Source organism: Allolucifera butyrica (assembly GCF_900476375.1).
In the GTDB taxonomy this organism is placed as follows: domain Bacteria; phylum Bacillota; class Negativicutes; order Sporomusales; family UPPP01; genus Lucifera; species Lucifera butyrica.
In genome coordinates this window covers 19,320-36,708 of the sequence record NZ_UPPP01000062.1, presented here as the reverse complement: position 1 = coordinate 36,708, position 17,389 = coordinate 19,320, and the positions used below count along the sequence as shown (strand labels likewise).

General features: G+C 52.4%; 16 protein-coding genes. All 16 read right to left on the bottom strand.

Annotation, left to right across the window (positions count from 1 at the left end; translation table 11 throughout):
- Window positions 1–11: 11 nt before the first annotated feature.
- Entirely contained in the window at window positions 12–923 is a 912-nt protein-coding gene (locus LUCIF_RS07355) for a dihydroorotate dehydrogenase (RefSeq protein WP_122627238.1), read from the bottom strand.
- Complete coding sequence (locus LUCIF_RS07350; protein ID WP_122627237.1) at window positions 920–1,687, bottom strand: dihydroorotate dehydrogenase electron transfer subunit; 768 nt, start codon at window positions 1,685–1,687, stop codon at window positions 920–922. Before LUCIF_RS07350 ends, LUCIF_RS07355 begins: the two co-directional genes overlap by 4 nt.
- Complete coding sequence (carB, locus tag LUCIF_RS07345; RefSeq protein WP_122627236.1) at window positions 1,653–4,901, bottom strand: carbamoyl-phosphate synthase large subunit; 3,249 nt, start codon at window positions 4,899–4,901, stop codon at window positions 1,653–1,655. The genes LUCIF_RS07350 and carB overlap by 35 nt, the downstream gene beginning before the upstream one ends.
- 2 nt (window positions 4,902–4,903) lie before the next feature.
- Window positions 4,904–5,971, bottom strand: coding sequence for a glutamine-hydrolyzing carbamoyl-phosphate synthase small subunit (carA, locus tag LUCIF_RS07340; RefSeq protein WP_122627235.1), 1,068 nt, complete (start codon window positions 5,969–5,971; stop codon window positions 4,904–4,906).
- Window positions 5,968–7,257 carry a dihydroorotase gene (locus tag LUCIF_RS07335; RefSeq protein WP_122627234.1) on the bottom strand — a complete coding sequence of 430 codons (1,290 nt, stop codon included), beginning with the start codon at window positions 7,255–7,257 and terminating at the stop codon, window positions 5,968–5,970. Before LUCIF_RS07335 ends, carA begins: the two co-directional genes overlap by 4 nt.
- Entirely contained in the window at window positions 7,241–8,197 is a 957-nt protein-coding gene (locus LUCIF_RS07330) for an aspartate carbamoyltransferase catalytic subunit (protein WP_122627285.1), read from the bottom strand. The genes LUCIF_RS07335 and LUCIF_RS07330 overlap by 17 nt, the downstream gene beginning before the upstream one ends.
- Window positions 8,198–8,529: 332 nt before the next feature.
- Entirely contained in the window at window positions 8,530–9,933 is a 1,404-nt protein-coding gene (gltA, locus tag LUCIF_RS07320) for an NADPH-dependent glutamate synthase (RefSeq protein WP_122627232.1), read from the bottom strand.
- Entirely contained in the window at window positions 9,918–10,775 is an 858-nt protein-coding gene (locus LUCIF_RS07315) for a sulfide/dihydroorotate dehydrogenase-like FAD/NAD-binding protein (RefSeq protein ID WP_122627231.1), read from the bottom strand. The genes gltA and LUCIF_RS07315 overlap by 16 nt, the downstream gene beginning before the upstream one ends.
- 105 nt (window positions 10,776–10,880) lie before the next feature.
- Window positions 10,881–12,548, bottom strand: a complete 1,668-nt coding sequence (locus tag LUCIF_RS07310; protein ID WP_122627230.1) for a formate--tetrahydrofolate ligase — start codon at window positions 12,546–12,548, stop codon at window positions 10,881–10,883.
- Window positions 12,549–12,553: 5 nt separating this feature from the next.
- A complete protein-coding gene (folD, locus tag LUCIF_RS07305; RefSeq protein ID WP_122627229.1) occupies window positions 12,554–13,444 on the bottom strand; it encodes a bifunctional methylenetetrahydrofolate dehydrogenase/methenyltetrahydrofolate cyclohydrolase FolD in 891 nt (296 codons plus the stop codon).
- An 84-nt stretch (window positions 13,445–13,528) separates the two neighbouring features.
- Entirely contained in the window at window positions 13,529–14,266 is a 738-nt protein-coding gene (tatC, locus tag LUCIF_RS07300; RefSeq protein WP_122627228.1) for a twin-arginine translocase subunit TatC, read from the bottom strand.
- Window positions 14,267–14,274: 8 nt separating this feature from the next.
- A complete protein-coding gene (locus tag LUCIF_RS07295; protein WP_122627227.1) occupies window positions 14,275–14,490 on the bottom strand; it encodes a Sec-independent protein translocase subunit TatA/TatB in 216 nt (71 codons plus the stop codon).
- Window positions 14,491–14,578: 88 nt separating this feature from the next.
- Window positions 14,579–15,358 carry a FadR/GntR family transcriptional regulator gene (locus tag LUCIF_RS07290; protein ID WP_122627226.1) on the bottom strand — a complete coding sequence of 260 codons (780 nt, stop codon included), beginning with the start codon at window positions 15,356–15,358 and terminating at the stop codon, window positions 14,579–14,581.
- Window positions 15,359–15,380: 22 nt separating this feature from the next.
- Window positions 15,381–16,349 (bottom strand): polyprenyl synthetase family protein, encoded by a 969-nt coding sequence (locus LUCIF_RS07285; protein WP_207857169.1) that lies wholly within the window; start codon window positions 16,347–16,349, stop codon window positions 15,381–15,383.
- Between the two features lie 62 nt (window positions 16,350–16,411).
- Window positions 16,412–16,660 carry a 4Fe-4S binding protein gene (locus LUCIF_RS07280; protein ID WP_122627225.1) on the bottom strand — a complete coding sequence of 83 codons (249 nt, stop codon included), beginning with the start codon at window positions 16,658–16,660 and terminating at the stop codon, window positions 16,412–16,414.
- Window positions 16,661–16,672: 12 nt separating this feature from the next.
- Window positions 16,673–17,389, bottom strand: a complete 717-nt coding sequence (locus tag LUCIF_RS07275) for a 2-oxoacid:ferredoxin oxidoreductase subunit gamma family protein (RefSeq protein WP_122627224.1) — start codon at window positions 17,387–17,389, stop codon at window positions 16,673–16,675.

The window sequence follows — 17,389 nt, the reverse complement described above, 5'->3', positions numbered from 1 at the left end:
TCCTTTGGTAATTATTCAAGAATCACTTGACCTACCAACTGGCTAATGTGGGTTAACCCCTGACTTGCCAAATAGTTCTCCAACCCTTCCGCCACCTGCACGGTTGCCCGCGGATTGACAAAATTAGCCGTACCAATCGCCACCGCCCGGGCACCGGCTAAAAAGAATTCAACGGCGTCTTCCGCTGTCACAATTCCGCCCATACCAATGACCGGCACCCGGACGGCCCTGGCGACCTGCCAGACCATACGCACGGCTACCGGTTTTACAGCCGGACCGGACAATCCGCCCATGATATTTCCCAGAACGGGGCGGCGGCTCTGAATGTTAATCGCCATCCCCAGCAGCGTATTAATGAGCGAAATGGCATCCGCCCCTGCCGCCTCGACGGCTTGCGCCACAGCCACGATATCTGTTACGTTAGGCGACAGTTTCACAATGACCGGCAGGCGGCTGTGCCGCTTTACCTCACTGACCACCGCCGCGGCGCTGTCGCATTGCGTGCCGAAAGCGAGACCGCCCTGTTTGACGTTAGGACAGGAAATATTCACTTCCAGCGCCGCAATCCCCGGCACATCCAGCCGTGACGCCAGTTGGCCGTATTCTTCGGCCGTGTTGCCGGAAATATTAACGATAACCGGTACATCATACGGAGCCAGGCGGGGCAGAATTTGCGCTACCAGTTCATCCACGCCGGGATTTTCCAAGCCGATCGCATTGAGCATTCCGGCAGGGGTCTCCGCAATCCGCCGCCCCGCGTTACCCGGCTTTGGCTTCAGGGTTGTCCCCTTTACCACAATCGCACCCACTTGATTGAGATCGACCAGTTCCCCGTATTCCAGACCGAATCCGAATGTTCCCGACGCCGCCATAACCGGCGTTTTCATTTGGATTCCGGCGATCTCCACTTGCAGCCGGCTCATAAAACCACCTCCCAGGACCAAAAGACCGGTCCGTCGGTGCATACTTTCCGCCGTTTGCCGTCTTGTCCCTCACAGGTGCAGGACAGGCAGGCGCCCAACCCGCAGGCCATAGGCTCCTCCAGGGAAACCTGGCAGGAAATCGCCAATTGCCGGGCTGATTGAGCCACTTTCTGCATCATGGCGTGAGGGCCGCAGGTATAGATGCGGTCGAACTGTTTCGCCGCCAATAAGGCTGGCAGAACATCGGCAGTCACGCCACGCTGTCCCAGGCTGCCGTCGTCGGTGGTGATATGAATGTTCTCACAAACAGTGGCAAACCGGTCAGTCCAGAACAGTTCCTCCTTGGTCCGGCCGCCCATCAGAATTTCCGCCGGCCGCGGGCATAAGACCCGGGCTAAAAACAGCAGCGGTGCGAGTCCCATGCCGCCTCCCACCAGGAGCGGCCGCTCACATTCAAGATCGAACGGCCGGCCCAGCGGACCGAGACAGTCGATGAAATCTCCTGCTTTTAATTGCGTCAAATAGCTGGTTCCCTGACCGACAACCCGGTAAATTACACTGACTTCTCCTGTTGCGGCGTCCGTCCCGGCAATGCTGAAGGGGCGCCGCAATAAGGGCTGACAGGAATCGGCAATCCGGATGTGGACGAACTGGCCCGGCCTGGCGTCGTACGCCCAGTGCGGCATGTGAAAGGAAAGTTCATATACGCCGTTCTTTATCAGCCGGTTTTTAGTAATAGGCATCCGCTCCGCTGTTTTGGGCATGGAATTCTTTCCCCCCTACATAGTTTTGTAAGGACAGTGCATAAACCAGCCGTCTGTCCAGCATTTCTGTCAAAACTTGCAGTACCGCCCGGGCCGTATCCATGGAAGTCATACAAAGTACGGCATGTTCCACCGTGGCCCGGCGGATTTTAAAGCCGTCCCGCGCCGGTTCTTTGCCGCGGGTCAGTGTATTAATGACCATGTTAATTTTACCGGCCTTAATTCTGTCAATAATTTGCGGTCCCCGCTCCCATACCTTATGCACCGTTTCCACCCGGAGGCCGGCGGTTTGAAAATAGTTGGCCGTGCCATCCGTCGCCACTAATTGATAGCCCAAAGAGGCAAAGCTTTTGGCCAGTATGGCCGCTTCCGCCTTATCCTTATCCGCGACGGTAAATAAGATCGTCCCCTCCCGGGGAAGCTTCATGCCCGACGCCAGAATTGCCTTATATAAAGCCCGGGTGAAGAAATAATCAATGCCCATGACCTCGCCGGTAGACTTCATTTCCGGTCCCAGCGTAATGTCAACCTGCTGCATTTTCGCAAACGAAAAGACCGGTGCTTTGACGGCATAATAAGGAGCGGCAGGCAGCAGGCCTGACTGATAGCCCATAGAGGCCAGACTTTCGCCCAAGGCTACCCGGGTGGCGACATTGACCATCGGAACCCGGGTTACTTTGCTCAGGAAAGGCACCGTCCGGCTGGAACGGGGATTGACCTCCAGCACATACACAGTTTCATCAACAATGACATACTGAATATTAATCAGCCCCCTGACGTTTAGGCGGAGCGCCAGGCGTTTAGTATAGTCGGTAATGGTCGCAATTACTTTCGTACTCAGTGACCGCGGCGGATATACGGCGATACTGTCGCCGGAGTGAACACCCGCCCGTTCGATATGTTCCATGATTCCCGGAATCAGTACGGTCTCACCGTCGGCAATCGCATCGACCTCCACTTCCGTGCCTTGCATATACCGGTCTAAAAGGACCGGATGCTCGTCGGAAGCTTTTACGGCATACGTCATATAATTATTTAAATCGGCTTCATTGTATACAATCTCCATTGCCCGGCCGCCCAATACATAAGAAGGCCGGACAACAACGGGAAACCCGATCTTATTGGCGGCGGCAGCGGCGGCGCCGGTACTGGTCACGGTTAATCCGGCCGGGCGGGGAATCTCCAGTTGTCCTAACAGAATTTCGAACTTTTCCCGGTCCTCGGCACAATCAATGCCGTCAATGCCGGTCCCCAGAATTTTTATCCCTTTTTTGGCTAAAACTCCCGCCAGATTAATGGCGGTCTGACCGCCAAACTGGACAACCACACCCTCCGGCTGTTCCTTATCAATCACGTTCAAGACATCTTCCGCCGTCAGTGGTTCAAAATATAACCGGTCCGATGTGTCAAAGTCCGTACTGACGGTTTCGGGGTTATTGTTAATGATCACCGACTGAATTCCCATTTCCTTGAGGGCCCACACGGAATGAACCGAGCAATAATCAAATTCGATCCCCTGGCCAATCCGGATGGGACCGGACCCCAGCACCAGAACTTTACGGCCCGTACCAGGCCGGACTTCATCCTCTTGCGAATAGGTGGAATAAAAGTAGGGCGTCACGGCCTCAAACTCGGCGGCACAAGTATCCACCATTTTATAGGCCGGGGCAATATGCCACATTTGGCGCAGTCCTCTGATTTCATCATCGCTCTGGCCGTGCAATTGCCCAATTGTTTTATCGGCGAAACCCATTTTCTTCGCCGCCAGCAAAAGCTCCGCCGTCAGGGTTTCCCTGCTTAACCGTTGTTCCATCTGAATGATGGCCGTCAGTTTTTCGAGAAAGAAATAGTCAATGCCGGTAATTTCATGGATTTCCGCTACCGGGACCTGCCGGCGCAGTGCCTCGGCAATGACAAACAGCCGCTCATCATTGGCAAGGGACAATTTTTCTTTAATAACCGGTGACGCGAGAGCGGCAAATTCCGCAAGCAGCAGACTGTTCAGACCGATCTCCAGGGACCGGACGGCTTTTAAGAGGGCTCCTTCGAAGGAGCGGTCAATGGCCATGACTTCCCCTGTCGCTTTCATCTGCGTGCCTAAGATCCGGTCGGCAAAAGTGAATTTATCAAAGGGCCAGCGGGGAAATTTGACGACAACATAATCCAGGGCCGGTTCAAAACAGGCCATGGTCTTGGCTGTTACCGCGTTTTCTATTTCATCCAGACGATAGCCGATTGCGATCTTGGTCGCCACTTTCGCAATGGGATAGCCCGTTGCTTTGGACGCCAGCGCACTGGACCGGCTAACGCGCGGATTGACTTCAATGACATAGTAGCGGCTGCTGGCAGTATCGAGGGCGAATTGGGCGTTGCAGCCTCCTTCAATGCCCAACTCCCGGATAATGCGCAGTGATGCGCTGCGCAGCATCTGATATTCGTGGTCGGTCAAGGTTTGCGAGGGAGCCACGACAATGCTGTCTCCCGTATGAATCCCCACAGGGTCAAAATTTTCCATATTGCAAACGGTAATACAGTTATCGGCTGCATCCCGCATCACTTCGTATTCAATCTCTTTCCAGCCGGCTACGCTCCGTTCGATCAGCACCTGGCCGATCAAACTGTACTTCAATCCCCGGTTGACGACTTCTTTTAGTTCGCCATCATTGTGAACAATGCCGCCGCCGGTCCCTCCCAGTGTATAGGCGGGACGAACAATTAACGGATAGCCGATTTCCCGGGCAAAAGCCTGAGCCGCCTCAATGTCTTCGACAATGCTGCTTTCGGGAACCGGTTCGCCGATCGCCTGCATTGCCGCTTTAAATAATTCCCGGTCTTCCGCTTTCTCAATCGCGATGAGCGGTGTGCCCAGCAATTCCACCTGATATTTGTCCAGTACTCCCCGTTTCGCCAATTCTACGGCCAAATTCAAACCAACCTGCCCGCCCAGAGTGGGTAAAAGACCGTCCGGCATTTCCCGGGAAATTATCTCTTCTAAAAACTCGGGAGTCATGGGTTCAATATAGACGGCATCGGCAACATTCGCGTCCGTCATAATCGTGGCCGGATTGCTGTTGACCAGTACTACTTCCAGGCCTTCGTCCTTAAGGGCGCGGCAGGCTTGGGTACCGGCGTAATCAAATTCGGCGGCCTGCCCGATGACAATCGGCCCCGAGCCAATAACCATAACTTTGCGCAAGTTTGCTTTCTTCGGCACGCTCAATTCCTCCCCTGCAATAACATCATAAATTCAGCAAACAAATAGGTATTGTCATCCGGCCCCGGCGCCGCTTCCGGATGATACTGCACCGAAAATACGGGACGGAATTTATGGCGCATGCCTTCCACCGTACCGTCGTTGACCGCTCGATGCGTGACAACGACCTCGGTTCCGGGCAAAGATTCTTCCGCCACGGCATAGCCGTGATTTTGCGAAGTAATGTATACTCTGCCGGACCGGAGGTCCTTGACGGGATGATTGGCTCCCCGGTGGCCGAATTTCAGTTTATACGTATCGGCGCCAAAGGCCAGGGCCAAAAGCTGGTGACCCAGACAAATACCGAAAACAGGCTTTTCTGTTGCTACCAGTTCCCGCACTGTCTGAACCGCTTCCGGCACATCCTTGGGGTCTCCCGGTCCATTGGAAAGAAACACGCCGTCAGGATTTAACGCCAGAATTGTCTTGCTGTTCGTGTGAGCCGGTACCACGGTCAGCCGGCAGCCGCTCCGGGTTAAAGAATGTAAAATGTTGCGCTTGATGCCGAAATCCATGACCACCACATGGGGTCCATCCCCCGGAATCTGATAAATAGCCGGGGTTGTGACTTCCGCTACCAGGCCCGCCGCTACCGGCGCCCGAAACAAATCCTGAATCATCGCTTCGGCAATATTTTCCGGCGCAATAATTCCCCTCATGGTGCCCCGGGACCGGATCGCCCGGGTGACAGCCCGCGTATCAATATCGAAAATACAGGGAATCTTCCTGGCAGTCAGATATCCGGCCAGATCCCCTTCCAATTGCCAGTTACTTGGCTTACGGCATAATTCACTAATAACAAAACCGCGTACAAAAGGCTGCCGCGATTGTTCAAACTGATTGGCAATTCCGTAATTGCCAATCAGCGGGTAGGTCATGGTAACAATTTGACCGCAATAGGACGGGTCGGTCAAGACTTCCTGATACCCCGTCATGCCGGTGTTAAAGACAACTTCCCCGCTTGCGGGCAAGTCATTCAGCACCTGCCCGTAAAAAACGCTTCCGTCTTCTAAGACCAGTCTGCCGTTCATATTTTTACCTCTCCATTCTGCATAATTAAGTTGCCGGCAACGATGGTCGCAACAGCCTTGCCTTTCAGCTTTTTCCCTTCAAATGGCGTGGCCTTGCCTTTGGTGTAAAAATTCCGGCTGTCGACCGTCCACTCCCGATCCGGATCGATTAACGTAATATCGGCAACGGCGCCCGGAATCAGCTGACCGCCGTCAAGACCAAAGAGAGCGGCCGGTCTGGCGGACATGAAACGGATAATTTCCGGCAGCGTAAACTGCCCGGTATGATACAGGGCAGTTAATATAACTCCGAGTGAGGTTTCCAGACCGGCAAACCCGCTGGGAGCATACCGGAACTCCACATCTTTTTCCTCAAAAGCGTGCGGCGCATGGTCTGTCACCAGAATATCCAGTGTCCCGTCCTTTAAACCCTCAAGCAGGGCCTCAACATGATCCCGGGACCGAAGCGGCGGATTTACTTTCATGGCCGTGTTAAAACCGGTCACGTCCGCATCGGTTAACGCCAGATGCTGGGGCGTTACTTCCGCCGTCACCTTGACGCCCCGCTGTTTGGCCTGCCGGATGAGCTCCACCGCCCCGCGGGAACTAACATGGGCAACATGCAGCGAAGCACCCGTGTATTCGGCCAGCATAATATCCCGGGCTACGGCGATATCCTCGGCCACGGCCGGACGGCCTTTCATTCCCAGCATCGCCGACACGGCTCCTTCATGCATGACTCCCTCGGCGACGAGAGAATCTTCTTCGGCGTGAGAAATGATCGTTTTATGAAACATCCCCGTATATTCAAGCCCTAACCGCATAAGTTTGGCATTGTTCACCCAATGCCCGTCATCGGAGATAGCCACCGCACCGGCGTAAATCATATCGCCGATCTCAGCCAGTTCTTTTCCTTCCTGGCCTTTACTGAGAGCGCCAATTACTTTAATATTTACAGCGCCTTCGAGTTTCCCCTGCCGGATCAGTCCGGATACTAAAATGGCATTGTCGATAACCGGCTTGGTGTTGGGCATGCAGGCAATAGTAGTAAACCCGCCGGCCGCCGCCGCCCGCGAACCGGAGTATATATCTTCTTTGGCTTCCAGGCCGGGCTCGCGCAGATGAACGTGCATATCAATGAGTCCGGGGGCCACGACCAAACCGGCCGCGTCGATCAGTTCGGCCTCCGGGCACATAATATCCGGCCCTATTTGCACGATTTTCCCATCCTCAATGACGATGTCTACCGAAGCGTCCAAATTTTGCGCCGGACTGATCACTCTGCCGCCTTTAACCAATCGTTTCAATATTTTTCCCTCCCATCAATACGAGAAACAAAATTGCCATTCGCACGGCCAGGCCGTTCTTAACCTGTTCCTGTATCGCCGACTGCCCGCTGTAGGCTACATCGGGAGCAATCTCCAGACCCCGGTTCATGGGACCGGGATGCATTAACAAAGCGTCTTCTTTCGCCAGCGCCAGCCGTTTGGCATTGACGCCGAAGATCCGGGCATACTCCCGCAGGGAAGGAAACAATCCCTTTTGCTGCCGCTCTTTTTGGATGCGCAGGACATTCACAACATCCGCCTGGTCGATGGCGTCTTCAATCCGGTTATGTACCCTGATTCCCATGCATTCCATTTCCCGCGGCAGGAGGGTTTGCGGTCCGGCGACATGAACCTCGGCCCCCATTTTTTTAAGACCCCAGATGTTGGACCGGGCTACCCGGCTATGAAGGATATCGCCGACAATCGCCACCTTTAGTCCTTGTATCTGTCCTTTATACTGCAAAATGGTGAACATGTCCAAAAGACCCTGGGTGGGATGTTCGTGCGCACCGTCGCCGGCATTAATTATGACCGGTTTGACGATGCTGGAGGCAAACTGGGACGACCCTTCCGCTTCATGGCGCATAATGATCGCATCCACGCCCATAGCCTCCACCGTAAGCAGGGTGTCCCGCAAGCTTTCCCCCTTGGTTACGCTGCTGGCACTGACAGTAATATTCACCACATCGGCGCCGAGATATTTTCCGGCCAGTTCAAAGGATGTGCGGGTCCGGGTGCTGGATTCGAAAAAAAGATTGATCACCGACTTTCCCCGCAGGGTGGGCACTTTTTTGATATCCCGGTCAATAATCTGCTTCATTTGTTTGGCAGTATCCAAAATCAGTTGCATCTCATCCACGCTCATATCCTGCAGGGCAAGAATATCTTTATTGCGTAATGTTACTTGGCTTTTGGTCACGGCGGTCCCTCCCATAAAATTAAAACTCCTTACCATTGCGGCAAGAAGTTAGTCTATTGGAACACCGTATACAGCAGGCCTGTATACGCAATAAACTCTCCTTGCCGACCTCGCTGAATCAGCTTAAAGGATAGTATTTGTAGTTTGGGAAACTTTAGTAGAATACCTACCAGACAATATAAAAGCCTTCCGGCATGTGACACATGCAAGAAGGCATAATACTTACAAACCATCATTATATCCCCTTACCAGTCTCACAGGACCAGTTTAAAGGCCATATGTTATTAGAAATATCATAGCAAATCCAGTAAGGAATTGTCAATATAAAATTTCTAGCGGTTTTTCTTGTCTTTCAGATAACGGTCAATGGCAACCGCCGCTTTCTTCCCGGCTCCCATGGCTAGAATCACGGTGGCGGCGCCGGTTACAATGTCACCGCCGGCAAAAACTCCCGGCTTGCTGGTGGCGCCGGTCTCGGCATCGGCAATAATATTTCCTTTCCGGTTGGTTTCCAGTCCTTTGGTGGTTGACTGAACCAGCGGATTGGGTCCCTGACCGATGGCAATGACAACAACGTCCACATCCAGTTCAAATTCCGAGTCGGGTACTTCTACCGGGCGGCGGCGGCCTGAAGCGTCCGCTTCGCCCAATTCCATCCGAACACACCGCAGGCCTTTAACCCAGCCCTCGTCGTTACCCAATACGGCGACCGGATTGGTCAGCAATCGAAATTCGATGCCTTCCTCTTTGGCGTGGTGAAGTTCTTCTTTTCTCGCCGGCATTTCTTCCTCCGAACGGCGGTAGACGATGTATACCTTCTCAGCGCCCAGACGCAGTGCCGTCCGGGCCGCATCCATCGCCACATTGCCGCCGCCGACGACGGCCACTTTCCGGCCGACCTTAATGGGAGTGGCGCATTCCGGGAACCGGTAGGCCTTCATCAGATTACAGCGGGTTAAAAATTCGTTGGCCGCATAGACGCCGTTCAGGTTTTCTCCCGGCAAACCCATGAAGTGCGGCAGACCGGCTCCTGTGCCGATAAATACGGCGTTAAAGCCTTCCTCCTCCATCAGTTCATCCACCGTAAAGGTTTGTCCGATTACGGCATTCACGGCAATTTCCACACCCAGTTTGCGTAAATTATCAATCTCAGCCTGGACAATTTCTTTCGGCAGGCGGAATTCGGGAATTCCGTACATTAAAACTCCGCCCGGCAAATGCAGCGCTTCGAACACCGTAACTTGATAGCCCATTTTGGCCAAATCGCCCGCCGCGGTCAGTCCCGCCGGACCCGCCCCGACAATGGCCACTTTTTGCGCATCCGCCTTATAGGCGACAGGCTTTACGGTTTCTCCCTTATTTCTGGCATAGTCTGCGGCATAACGTTCCAAACGGCCGATGCCGACCGGTTCTCCCTTTTTCGCCAGAATGCAGTGTTTTTCGCATTGTTCTTCCTGCGGACAGACACGGCCGCAGACAGCGGGAAGACTGTTGAAATTTTTTATACTGCCGATGGCCGCGTCCATATCTCCGTCTTTAATGTGTTTGATAAATTCGGGGATATTTACTTCCACCGGACAGCCCTGCCGGCATAACGGATTTTTACATTGCAGGCAGCGCGCCGCTTCCAAGGCGGCATCCCCGGCGGAATATCCCAGGGCGACTTCGGCAAAATTTTTCGCCCGTACTTTGGGATCCTGTTCCGGCATCTTTTGTTTCTTTAATGAGAGTGACATTGGCATTCTCCCTCCCCGCCGTGCCGGGCACAGCGCTGACTGGCATCATGTTCATTTGGTTTGTACATCCGCTGGCGGGCCATCAGGCCGTTAAAATCAACCAAGTGGGCATCGAATTCGGGCCCGTCCACGCAGGCAAATTTATTTTCGTCCCCCACGGCAACCCGGCAGCCGCCGCACATGCCGGTTCCATCCACCATAATCGGGTTCAGACTGACTACGGTATGGATGCCATAGGGCCGGGTTACTTCCGCCACGCTGCGCATCATAATTACCGGTCCAATGGCCATGACTAAGTCGATTTTCGTACCGGCGTCGATCATTTGCTGCAAAACGTGCGTAACCAGGCCTTTGTGCCCTTTCGAGCCGTCATCGGTAGTAATATGGAGTTCGTCGCTGACGGCTTTCATTTCGTCTTCATAGATCAGAATATCCTGACTGCGGGCGCCAATAATGGAAATCACTTTATTGCCGGCTTCTTTCATACCGCGGGCAATCGGGTACACCGGGGCAATCCCGATACCGCCGCCAATGCAGACGACCGTTCCCATTTTTTCAATGTGCGTTGGTTTTCCTAACGGGCCGACCAGATCAAGCAGTGATTCGCCGGCATTTAAACGGCCCAGTTGACGGGTTGAGGCTCCCACTTCCTGAAAAATTAGCGTAATCGTGCCTTTCTCCCGGTTAAAGTCAGCAATGGTCAACGGAATCCGTTCTCCATTTTCGTCAATCCGCAAAATGACAAACTGTCCGGGTTTCGCCTTGCGGGCGATGAGCGGCGCTTCCATTACGAATAACTTAACGCTGGGCGCCAGCTCCTGTTTCTCCAGTATTTTATACACAATGACCCTCCTTTAAAGCTTCAATCCGGACCGGCTTAATGCACTACGGGTTTTATCCCGCTGCCTGTTAACAGCCACGGATTGTTTGTGAATTATTACACTATATTAAAATAATCCCACGATTCTACCGTTTTTGTCAATATCCATTCTTTCCGCCGCCGGATGTTTCGGCAAGCCGGGCATTGTCATAATATCACCGGTGATGGCTACCAAAAATCCCGCTCCCGCCGCCACCCGGACTTCCCGCACGGTGATGGCAAAGCCGGTGGGACGGCCGATTTTACTCATATCATCACTAAGGGAATATTGGGTTTTCGCCATACAAACCGGTGTTTTGTCAAAACCGAGACCGGTTAATTCCTGAATCGTTTTTTTCGCCGCCGGTGTATAGTTGACAGCGTCCGCACCGTAGATTTCCCTGGCGATGGTGGCAATTTTCTCTTTAATCGGCTGCGTTGCCTCATACAGAAACCGGAATTGATTAGGCTTATTGACTGCCGCCAGCACTTTGCCGGCCAACTCTTCGCCGCCGGCGCCCCCTTTGGCCCAAACTTCCGACAAAGCTACGGCCGCATTCATAGCCTCACACTGTTCCCGCACAAAAGACAGTTCGGCCTTGGTATCGGTAGGGAAAGCATTAATGGCGACAACAGCCGGCAAACCAAATTTTTGAATATTTTCAATGTGTTTTTGTAGATTAGCCATACCTTTGGCCAAAGCCGCCGGATTTTCGCCGGCCAATTCATTTTTCGGCACCCCGCCGTGCATCTTTAACGCCCGTACGGTAGCCACGATAACAACAGCGTCCGGCCGGAAACCGGCAAAACGGCATTTGATATCGAGAAATTTTTCTGCTCCCAGATCGGCGCCGAAGCCGGCCTCCGTAACCAGAATGTCCGCCAATTTCAAGGCGTATTTGGAGGCCATGATGCTATTGCAGCCATGGGCAATGTTGGCAAACGGCCCGCCATGGACAAAAGCCGGCGTGTTTTCCAGGGTCTGCACCAAATTCGGCTTAATCGCATCTTTAAATAAAAGCGTAAGTGCCCCGGTGACTTTCAAGTCCGCCACCGTAACCGGCCTGTTATCAAAGGTATAGGCCACAATAATGCGGGCAATCCGCGATTTCATGTCTTCCAGGTCACTGGCAAGACATAAAATTGCCATCATTTCTGAAGCCACGGTAATATCAAAGCCGCTTTCGCGGGGAACGCCGTTGGCTTTGCCGCCCAGCCCCAGGACAATCTGCCGCAGGGCTCTTTCATTCAGGTCCATTACCCGGCGCCAGGTGATCCGCCGCGGATCAATTTCCAATTCGTTGCCGTGATGAATATGATTGTCGATGATCGCCGCCAGCAGGTTGTGCGCCGTCGTAATCGCATGCAGGTCACCGGTAAAATGCAGGTTAATATCTTCCATCGGCACAATCTGGGCATAACCGCCGCCGGCGGCACCGCCTTTTACGCCAAAACAGGGCCCCAGGGACGGTTCCCGCAGGGCAATCATTACCTTATGGCCCAATCGCCGTAAAGAGTCTCCCAGACCTACGGTGGTCGTCGTCTTCCCTTCCCCTGCCGGAGTCGGATTGATGGCGGTGACCAGCACCAATTTCCCGTCGGGATGATGCCGGATTCGCTCCCAGATATTCAGCGAAACTTTTCCTTTATATTTTCCGTAAAGCTCCAGTTCTTCCTCCGCTATACCTAATTCGGCCGCAACCTGGGCGACCGGTTTCATACAAGCGCTCTGGGCAATTTCCACGTCGCTTTTCATACAAATCAACTCCTCCGGACTCTTGACTTCGCTTTAACACCTGCTGTTGGCTGAAGCAGACGGACCGCCTTAACCGTATTGGCCAGCAGCATGCTGATGGTTAACGGACCCACACCGCCGGGTACGGGAGTAATGGCGCCGGCCACCTCCCGCACTGCCGGAAAATCCACGTCGCCTGCCAATTTACCTTCTACCCGGTTAATGCCGACATCGATAACAACGGCACCGGGTTTGACCATTTCCGGCTTAACGAAACCAGGCTTACCGACAGCGGCGATAAGGATATCCGCCTCGCGCGCAATGGCTGCCAGTTCCCGGGTGCGGGAATGACAAACCGTTACGGTGGCGTTACGGGACAGCAGCAAGAGAGCCATCGGCTTACCCACAATATTGCTGCGGCCAATGATAACGGCCCGTTTTCCTTCCAGGTCAATCCCGGCCATCTCCAACAGCCGCACGATTCCCGCCGGTGTACAGGGAACCAAAAGTTCCCGCCCCGCCGCCAGGCTTCCCATGTTAAACGGGTGAAATCCGTCAACATCCTTCGCCGGAGAAATAGCCTGTAAAATCACCATCTCATCGATATGAGCCGGCAAGGGCAGTTGGACCAGTATCCCGTGAATCGAGCCGTCCCGGTTGAGTTCTTCAATTTTTTGCAACAACTCGTTCTGCGTTGTTTGTTCCGCCAGGCGAATGACAACGGAGTGAATCCCCGTCTCGCCGCAAGCTTTGTGCTTCCGGTTTACATATACCTGGGAAGCCGGATTGTCACCGACAATAATGACGGCCAATCCGGGTGTAATCCCCAGCTCTTGCTGCAGCGACACAACCTCGTTCCTGACCCTTTCCCGGATCTGGCCGGCAAACCAGTTCCCATCCAAAATTTTTGCCGTCATAGTTACCACCCGTCCTTATCTCTGCAAATAGTAAAAGCCCTTTTAACCTTACGGCTAAAATGGCACTTATCTTGTTTCCGGCATCTATTTTTTCAAAATATATTTTACAATAATAATACTGACTTCATATAAGACAAACAAAGGAACCGCGACCATGGTTTGGGAAAACACATCCGGCGTCGGCGACAGAATAGCCCCGACAACAAATGACAGGACCAGCACCACTTTCCGTTTATGAATCAATACCCGGGAATTAATCATCCCTAGTTTGGCAAGCACCAGGATAAACAGCGGCAGTTCAAAAACGAAACCGAAAGGAAGCAGAAAAGAAATGACAAAAGACAGATACTGTCCCAGGGAAAACAAAGGTTGCAAATCCTGGGTGGCAAAGCCCATAAAAAATTTAATTCCGGCGGGTAACACCAGAATATAGGAAAAAGCCAAGCCGGCAAAAAACAGTCCCAGCGAGGCCGGTACCAGAATAAAAGATGCTTTCCGTTCCTGGTTGGTCAACGCCGGTACAATGAAGGCCCAGGCCTGATACAGAACAACCGGCAATGCCGCAAGGAAACCGGTAAAAAAGGATATTTTCAAATATGTAAAAAAAGCTTCTGCCGGGTTTAGATAATACAACTTACCGGCAGGAGCAGTAATAATATGGACTAGTTTGGCCGCATAAAAATAACTCACGGTGCTGCCTAAGGCCACGGCAATCAGGGAGATAATAATCCGCCGGCGAAGTTCCTGCAAATGATCAACAAGGGACATTTCTCCCTGCCTAGCCGATTGTTCATCCTCATTTTGCGTCACTGTATCCGACATGGAAATCCTCACTTCTTCTCTTCGGTGGGGGATTTTTCCTGAGCCGTCATTTTCGCTGTCTCCGGCCGCTGCGGCTCTTCATTCATTGTTTCGGCGGCGGCCCGTTTAAATTCCTGAATTCCTTTGCCCAGGGCCCTGCCGACCTCGGGAAGCTTACCCGGTCCGAATACAACCAAAGCAATAATTAAAATTACAATGAGTTCAGGCATACTGAAACTAAACATACGCTCACATCCTCCCTGTCGCTTTACTTATCATTATATCACCCGTCCTAAAAAAAACAAACGCGACAACTCAATAAGCCGTATTCCCTTATGAAGAAGCAACCTGGTCTTCTTTGTCTGCCGGCAAAAAAATACTTCCGCCGCCTTTTAAGGAAGAAACCCTGTCCTGCTTTAGCCGGATCATGACCTCTTCCACCATTGTCAGATGCTCCTGCATCTTATGGCGGGCAGCCTGGGGATTTTTAGCGGCAATGGCTTCGTAGATGGCCTGATGGGAATGATGAATTAACCCGGGCATGTTTTCCACTAAAAACAGCCGTTGCCGGGATACGCGGAAGGTATTGGTCATTAGATCGGCCACAGTATTCATCATTTTGATAAGAATCGGATTGTTGGCCGCTTTGGCGACGGCAAAATGAAAAGAAGAATCCGCTATCTCGCCAATTTCGCCGGAGTTGACTTCCTCAACCATCTGCTGCAAGGCCCGGTGCAAATCCTGAATATCTTCGGCAGTAGCCCGCACTGCTGCCAGGGCTGCCGTCTCGATCTCCAGAATTTTTCGCACCTCTAATAACTGCATAATGTCGTTCATCTCGATTTGTAAATAAAAAGACAACGGTTCCAGCATGCCTTCATAGGAAACTTGCCGGACAAAGCTTCCCTCACCCGGACGGATGGTTATGACTCCCATCATTTCCAGGGCGCTGAACGCCTCCCGCACCGAAGCGCGGCTTACATTCAACCGTTCTGAAAGTTCCCGCTCGGAAAGCAGCTTATCACCGGGCTGCAGCTTACCGTCTACAATCAGCTTTTTTATTTGTGCTACGATTTCCTCATACACTTTTCTCGTTTTAACCGGTCTGAACATAGGAAAATGCCTCCGCCTATCTCTAATATTTCCGTAGTCCCACAAAATTGGCGACTGCAATCAGTTCCTGCCTGACTGCCGGAGCCAGCGACAAGGGCAAAATATTGCGAGCCTGCTGCAAATATTCCCCTACCCGTTGATAACAGGCTTCGATTGCCCCCGTTGCCCGAATCAGCGTAAGGGCCTGGGCAAGTTTCCCCGCCGATAAATCCTTGTCAATAATAATTTGACGCAATGTTTCCCGTTCCCTGCTTGTTTGCAAAGCATAAATGACCGGCAGTGTGATAACCCCCTGACATAAGTCATTTCCTGCCGGCTTGCCTAATTGTTTTGACGTCTGCGTCAGATCCAGAATATCGTCGGTAATCTGAAAGGCCAATCCCAAAGCATGTCCATACGTGCGCAAAGCCATAATATCTACTTCGTTCAAACCGGCGGTCATCCCTCCCAGTTCACAACTGGCAGCAATAAATTCCGCCGTTTTTTTGCCAATCCGTTCCAAGTAGTCCGTCTCGGACTGATCCGGCTGAAACAAACTCTGAATTTGAATAATTTCTCCTTCCGCCATGGAACATATGGCTCCGGTAAGTACTTTCAGCATGGCGCCGGTATCACTTTCGGCCACCGTGGAAAACGCTTTGGCAAACAGATAATCGCCGGTAAGAACGGAAATATGATTTCCCCAGCATGCGTTTGCCGTGGGTATACCGCGCCGGGTGGCTGAATGGTCAACCACGTCGTCGTGAACCAGTGTCGCCATATGGATCAGCTCAATCGCCAGCGCCATCGGCAGCATCCGTTCCGGCTGTCCATTCTGTTGCTTGGCGCATAACAGATACAAAGCGGGCCGCAACCGTTTGCCGCCCGCCTGCACTAAATGTTGCCCAATATCCGTTATTAAATTCACCGGGGAATGTATTACAGAAGCCAACAGCTCTTCCAGTACCATAAGATCCTGTTGCACGGTCGTAAATATCAAATTTTTGGTCACTATTCTATCACCTACAGCAAAATCTGCTTCTATAATACAACATTCTTTGATCTTTAGTCTACTTATTTCTTTTTTTCCACCCGGATCGCACAATCCGGGCACACCATCTGGCAAATGCCGCAAACAATGCATTTTTCCATATCGGCTTTTACCCGCGGCGTACCATAAACCCCGAGTTCTTCCGACCAGCTGATGCATTTCACCGGGCATTTTTCGATGCACAAGCCGCAGCCTTTGCACAATTGCGGGAAAATAGCCCACTGGCCTTTACTGCTTTCGTATTTTGCAGATTCCCAATTCACTTTAGCCACATTGTCCCCTCCTTACATTGCGCTCTTAATCAGACGGTAACCGCGTTCTAACGCGGCAAAATTCATTTCCCGCAATTTGGGGTTGTCTTTAAACTTATAGCCCAGCTTAGCCTCCAATGCTTTCTTAATGGTGTCGAGAGGCAGAACTTCCGTGGCAGCTATGACGGCCCCCAAAATAATAATGTTAAATACCCGGGGATGCAGGTCCGTCTTGGCAATATCGTTGGCAGGAATGGCAATTACCTTTTTCACGGCGGGAATGTCGCCAGGGTTTACTCCCGGCCCCGGCCGGGTAAAGGAGCAAGTCTTCGGTTCCCCGTCAATCAGATCCTGCTGTAAATCCTTATTCGGCTCAGCCGCTGCCGGACACGGCGGCGTCACATCAAAATACTGCAGACCCACAATGCTGTCGCCGACTTCCCCTTCCGCAACCAGCGAATTGTCATAAATGTACACCGTATTTTTGCCGGCATACATTTGAGTCCGCTTTACCGACCGGGGGCTCAGGGGAACTAAAATATCCGCCTTTTGAAACTTCGGCGCCCCGATTTCTCCGTCGCTGATTTGAACAAAGGCAATGGATACTCCGCCGCGCTGTTCGACGCCGAAGTTAGGAATATATAAGGCATTTTTGCCTTCTTCATTGGCTGCTTCCGCCAGTATTTCCGCTATGGACTGGACTCCCTGTCCCCCTTCGCCGGCTAATGCAATTTTTATGACATTTCCCAT

Excerpts from the sequence above, each read along its gene's own strand:
- LUCIF_RS07310 (WP_122627230.1), bottom strand. The coding sequence starts at position 12,548 with ATGAAAAGCGACGTGGAAATTGCCCAGAGCGCTTGTATGAAACCGGTC.
- tatC (WP_122627228.1), bottom strand. The coding sequence starts at position 14,266 with ATGTCGGATACAGTGACGCAAAATGAGGATGAACAATCGGCTAGGCAG.
- LUCIF_RS07290 (WP_122627226.1), bottom strand. The coding sequence starts at position 15,358 with ATGTTCAGACCGGTTAAAACGAGAAAAGTGTATGAGGAAATCGTAGCA.
- gltA (WP_122627232.1), bottom strand. The coding sequence starts at position 9,933 with ATGTCACTCTCATTAAAGAAACAAAAGATGCCGGAACAGGATCCCAAA.
- LUCIF_RS07295 (WP_122627227.1), bottom strand. The coding sequence starts at position 14,490 with ATGTTTAGTTTCAGTATGCCTGAACTCATTGTAATTTTAATTATTGCT.
- carA (WP_122627235.1), bottom strand. The coding sequence starts at position 5,971 with ATGAACGGCAGACTGGTCTTAGAAGACGGAAGCGTTTTTTACGGGCAG.
- LUCIF_RS07355 (WP_122627238.1), bottom strand. The coding sequence starts at position 923 with ATGAGCCGGCTGCAAGTGGAGATCGCCGGAATCCAAATGAAAACGCCG.
- LUCIF_RS07350 (WP_122627237.1), bottom strand. The coding sequence starts at position 1,687 with ATGCCCAAAACAGCGGAGCGGATGCCTATTACTAAAAACCGGCTGATA.
- folD (WP_122627229.1), bottom strand. The coding sequence starts at position 13,444 with ATGACGGCAAAAATTTTGGATGGGAACTGGTTTGCCGGCCAGATCCGG.
- LUCIF_RS07275 (WP_122627224.1), bottom strand. The coding sequence starts at position 17,389 with ATGGGAAATGTCATAAAAATTGCATTAGCCGGCGAAGGGGGACAGGGA.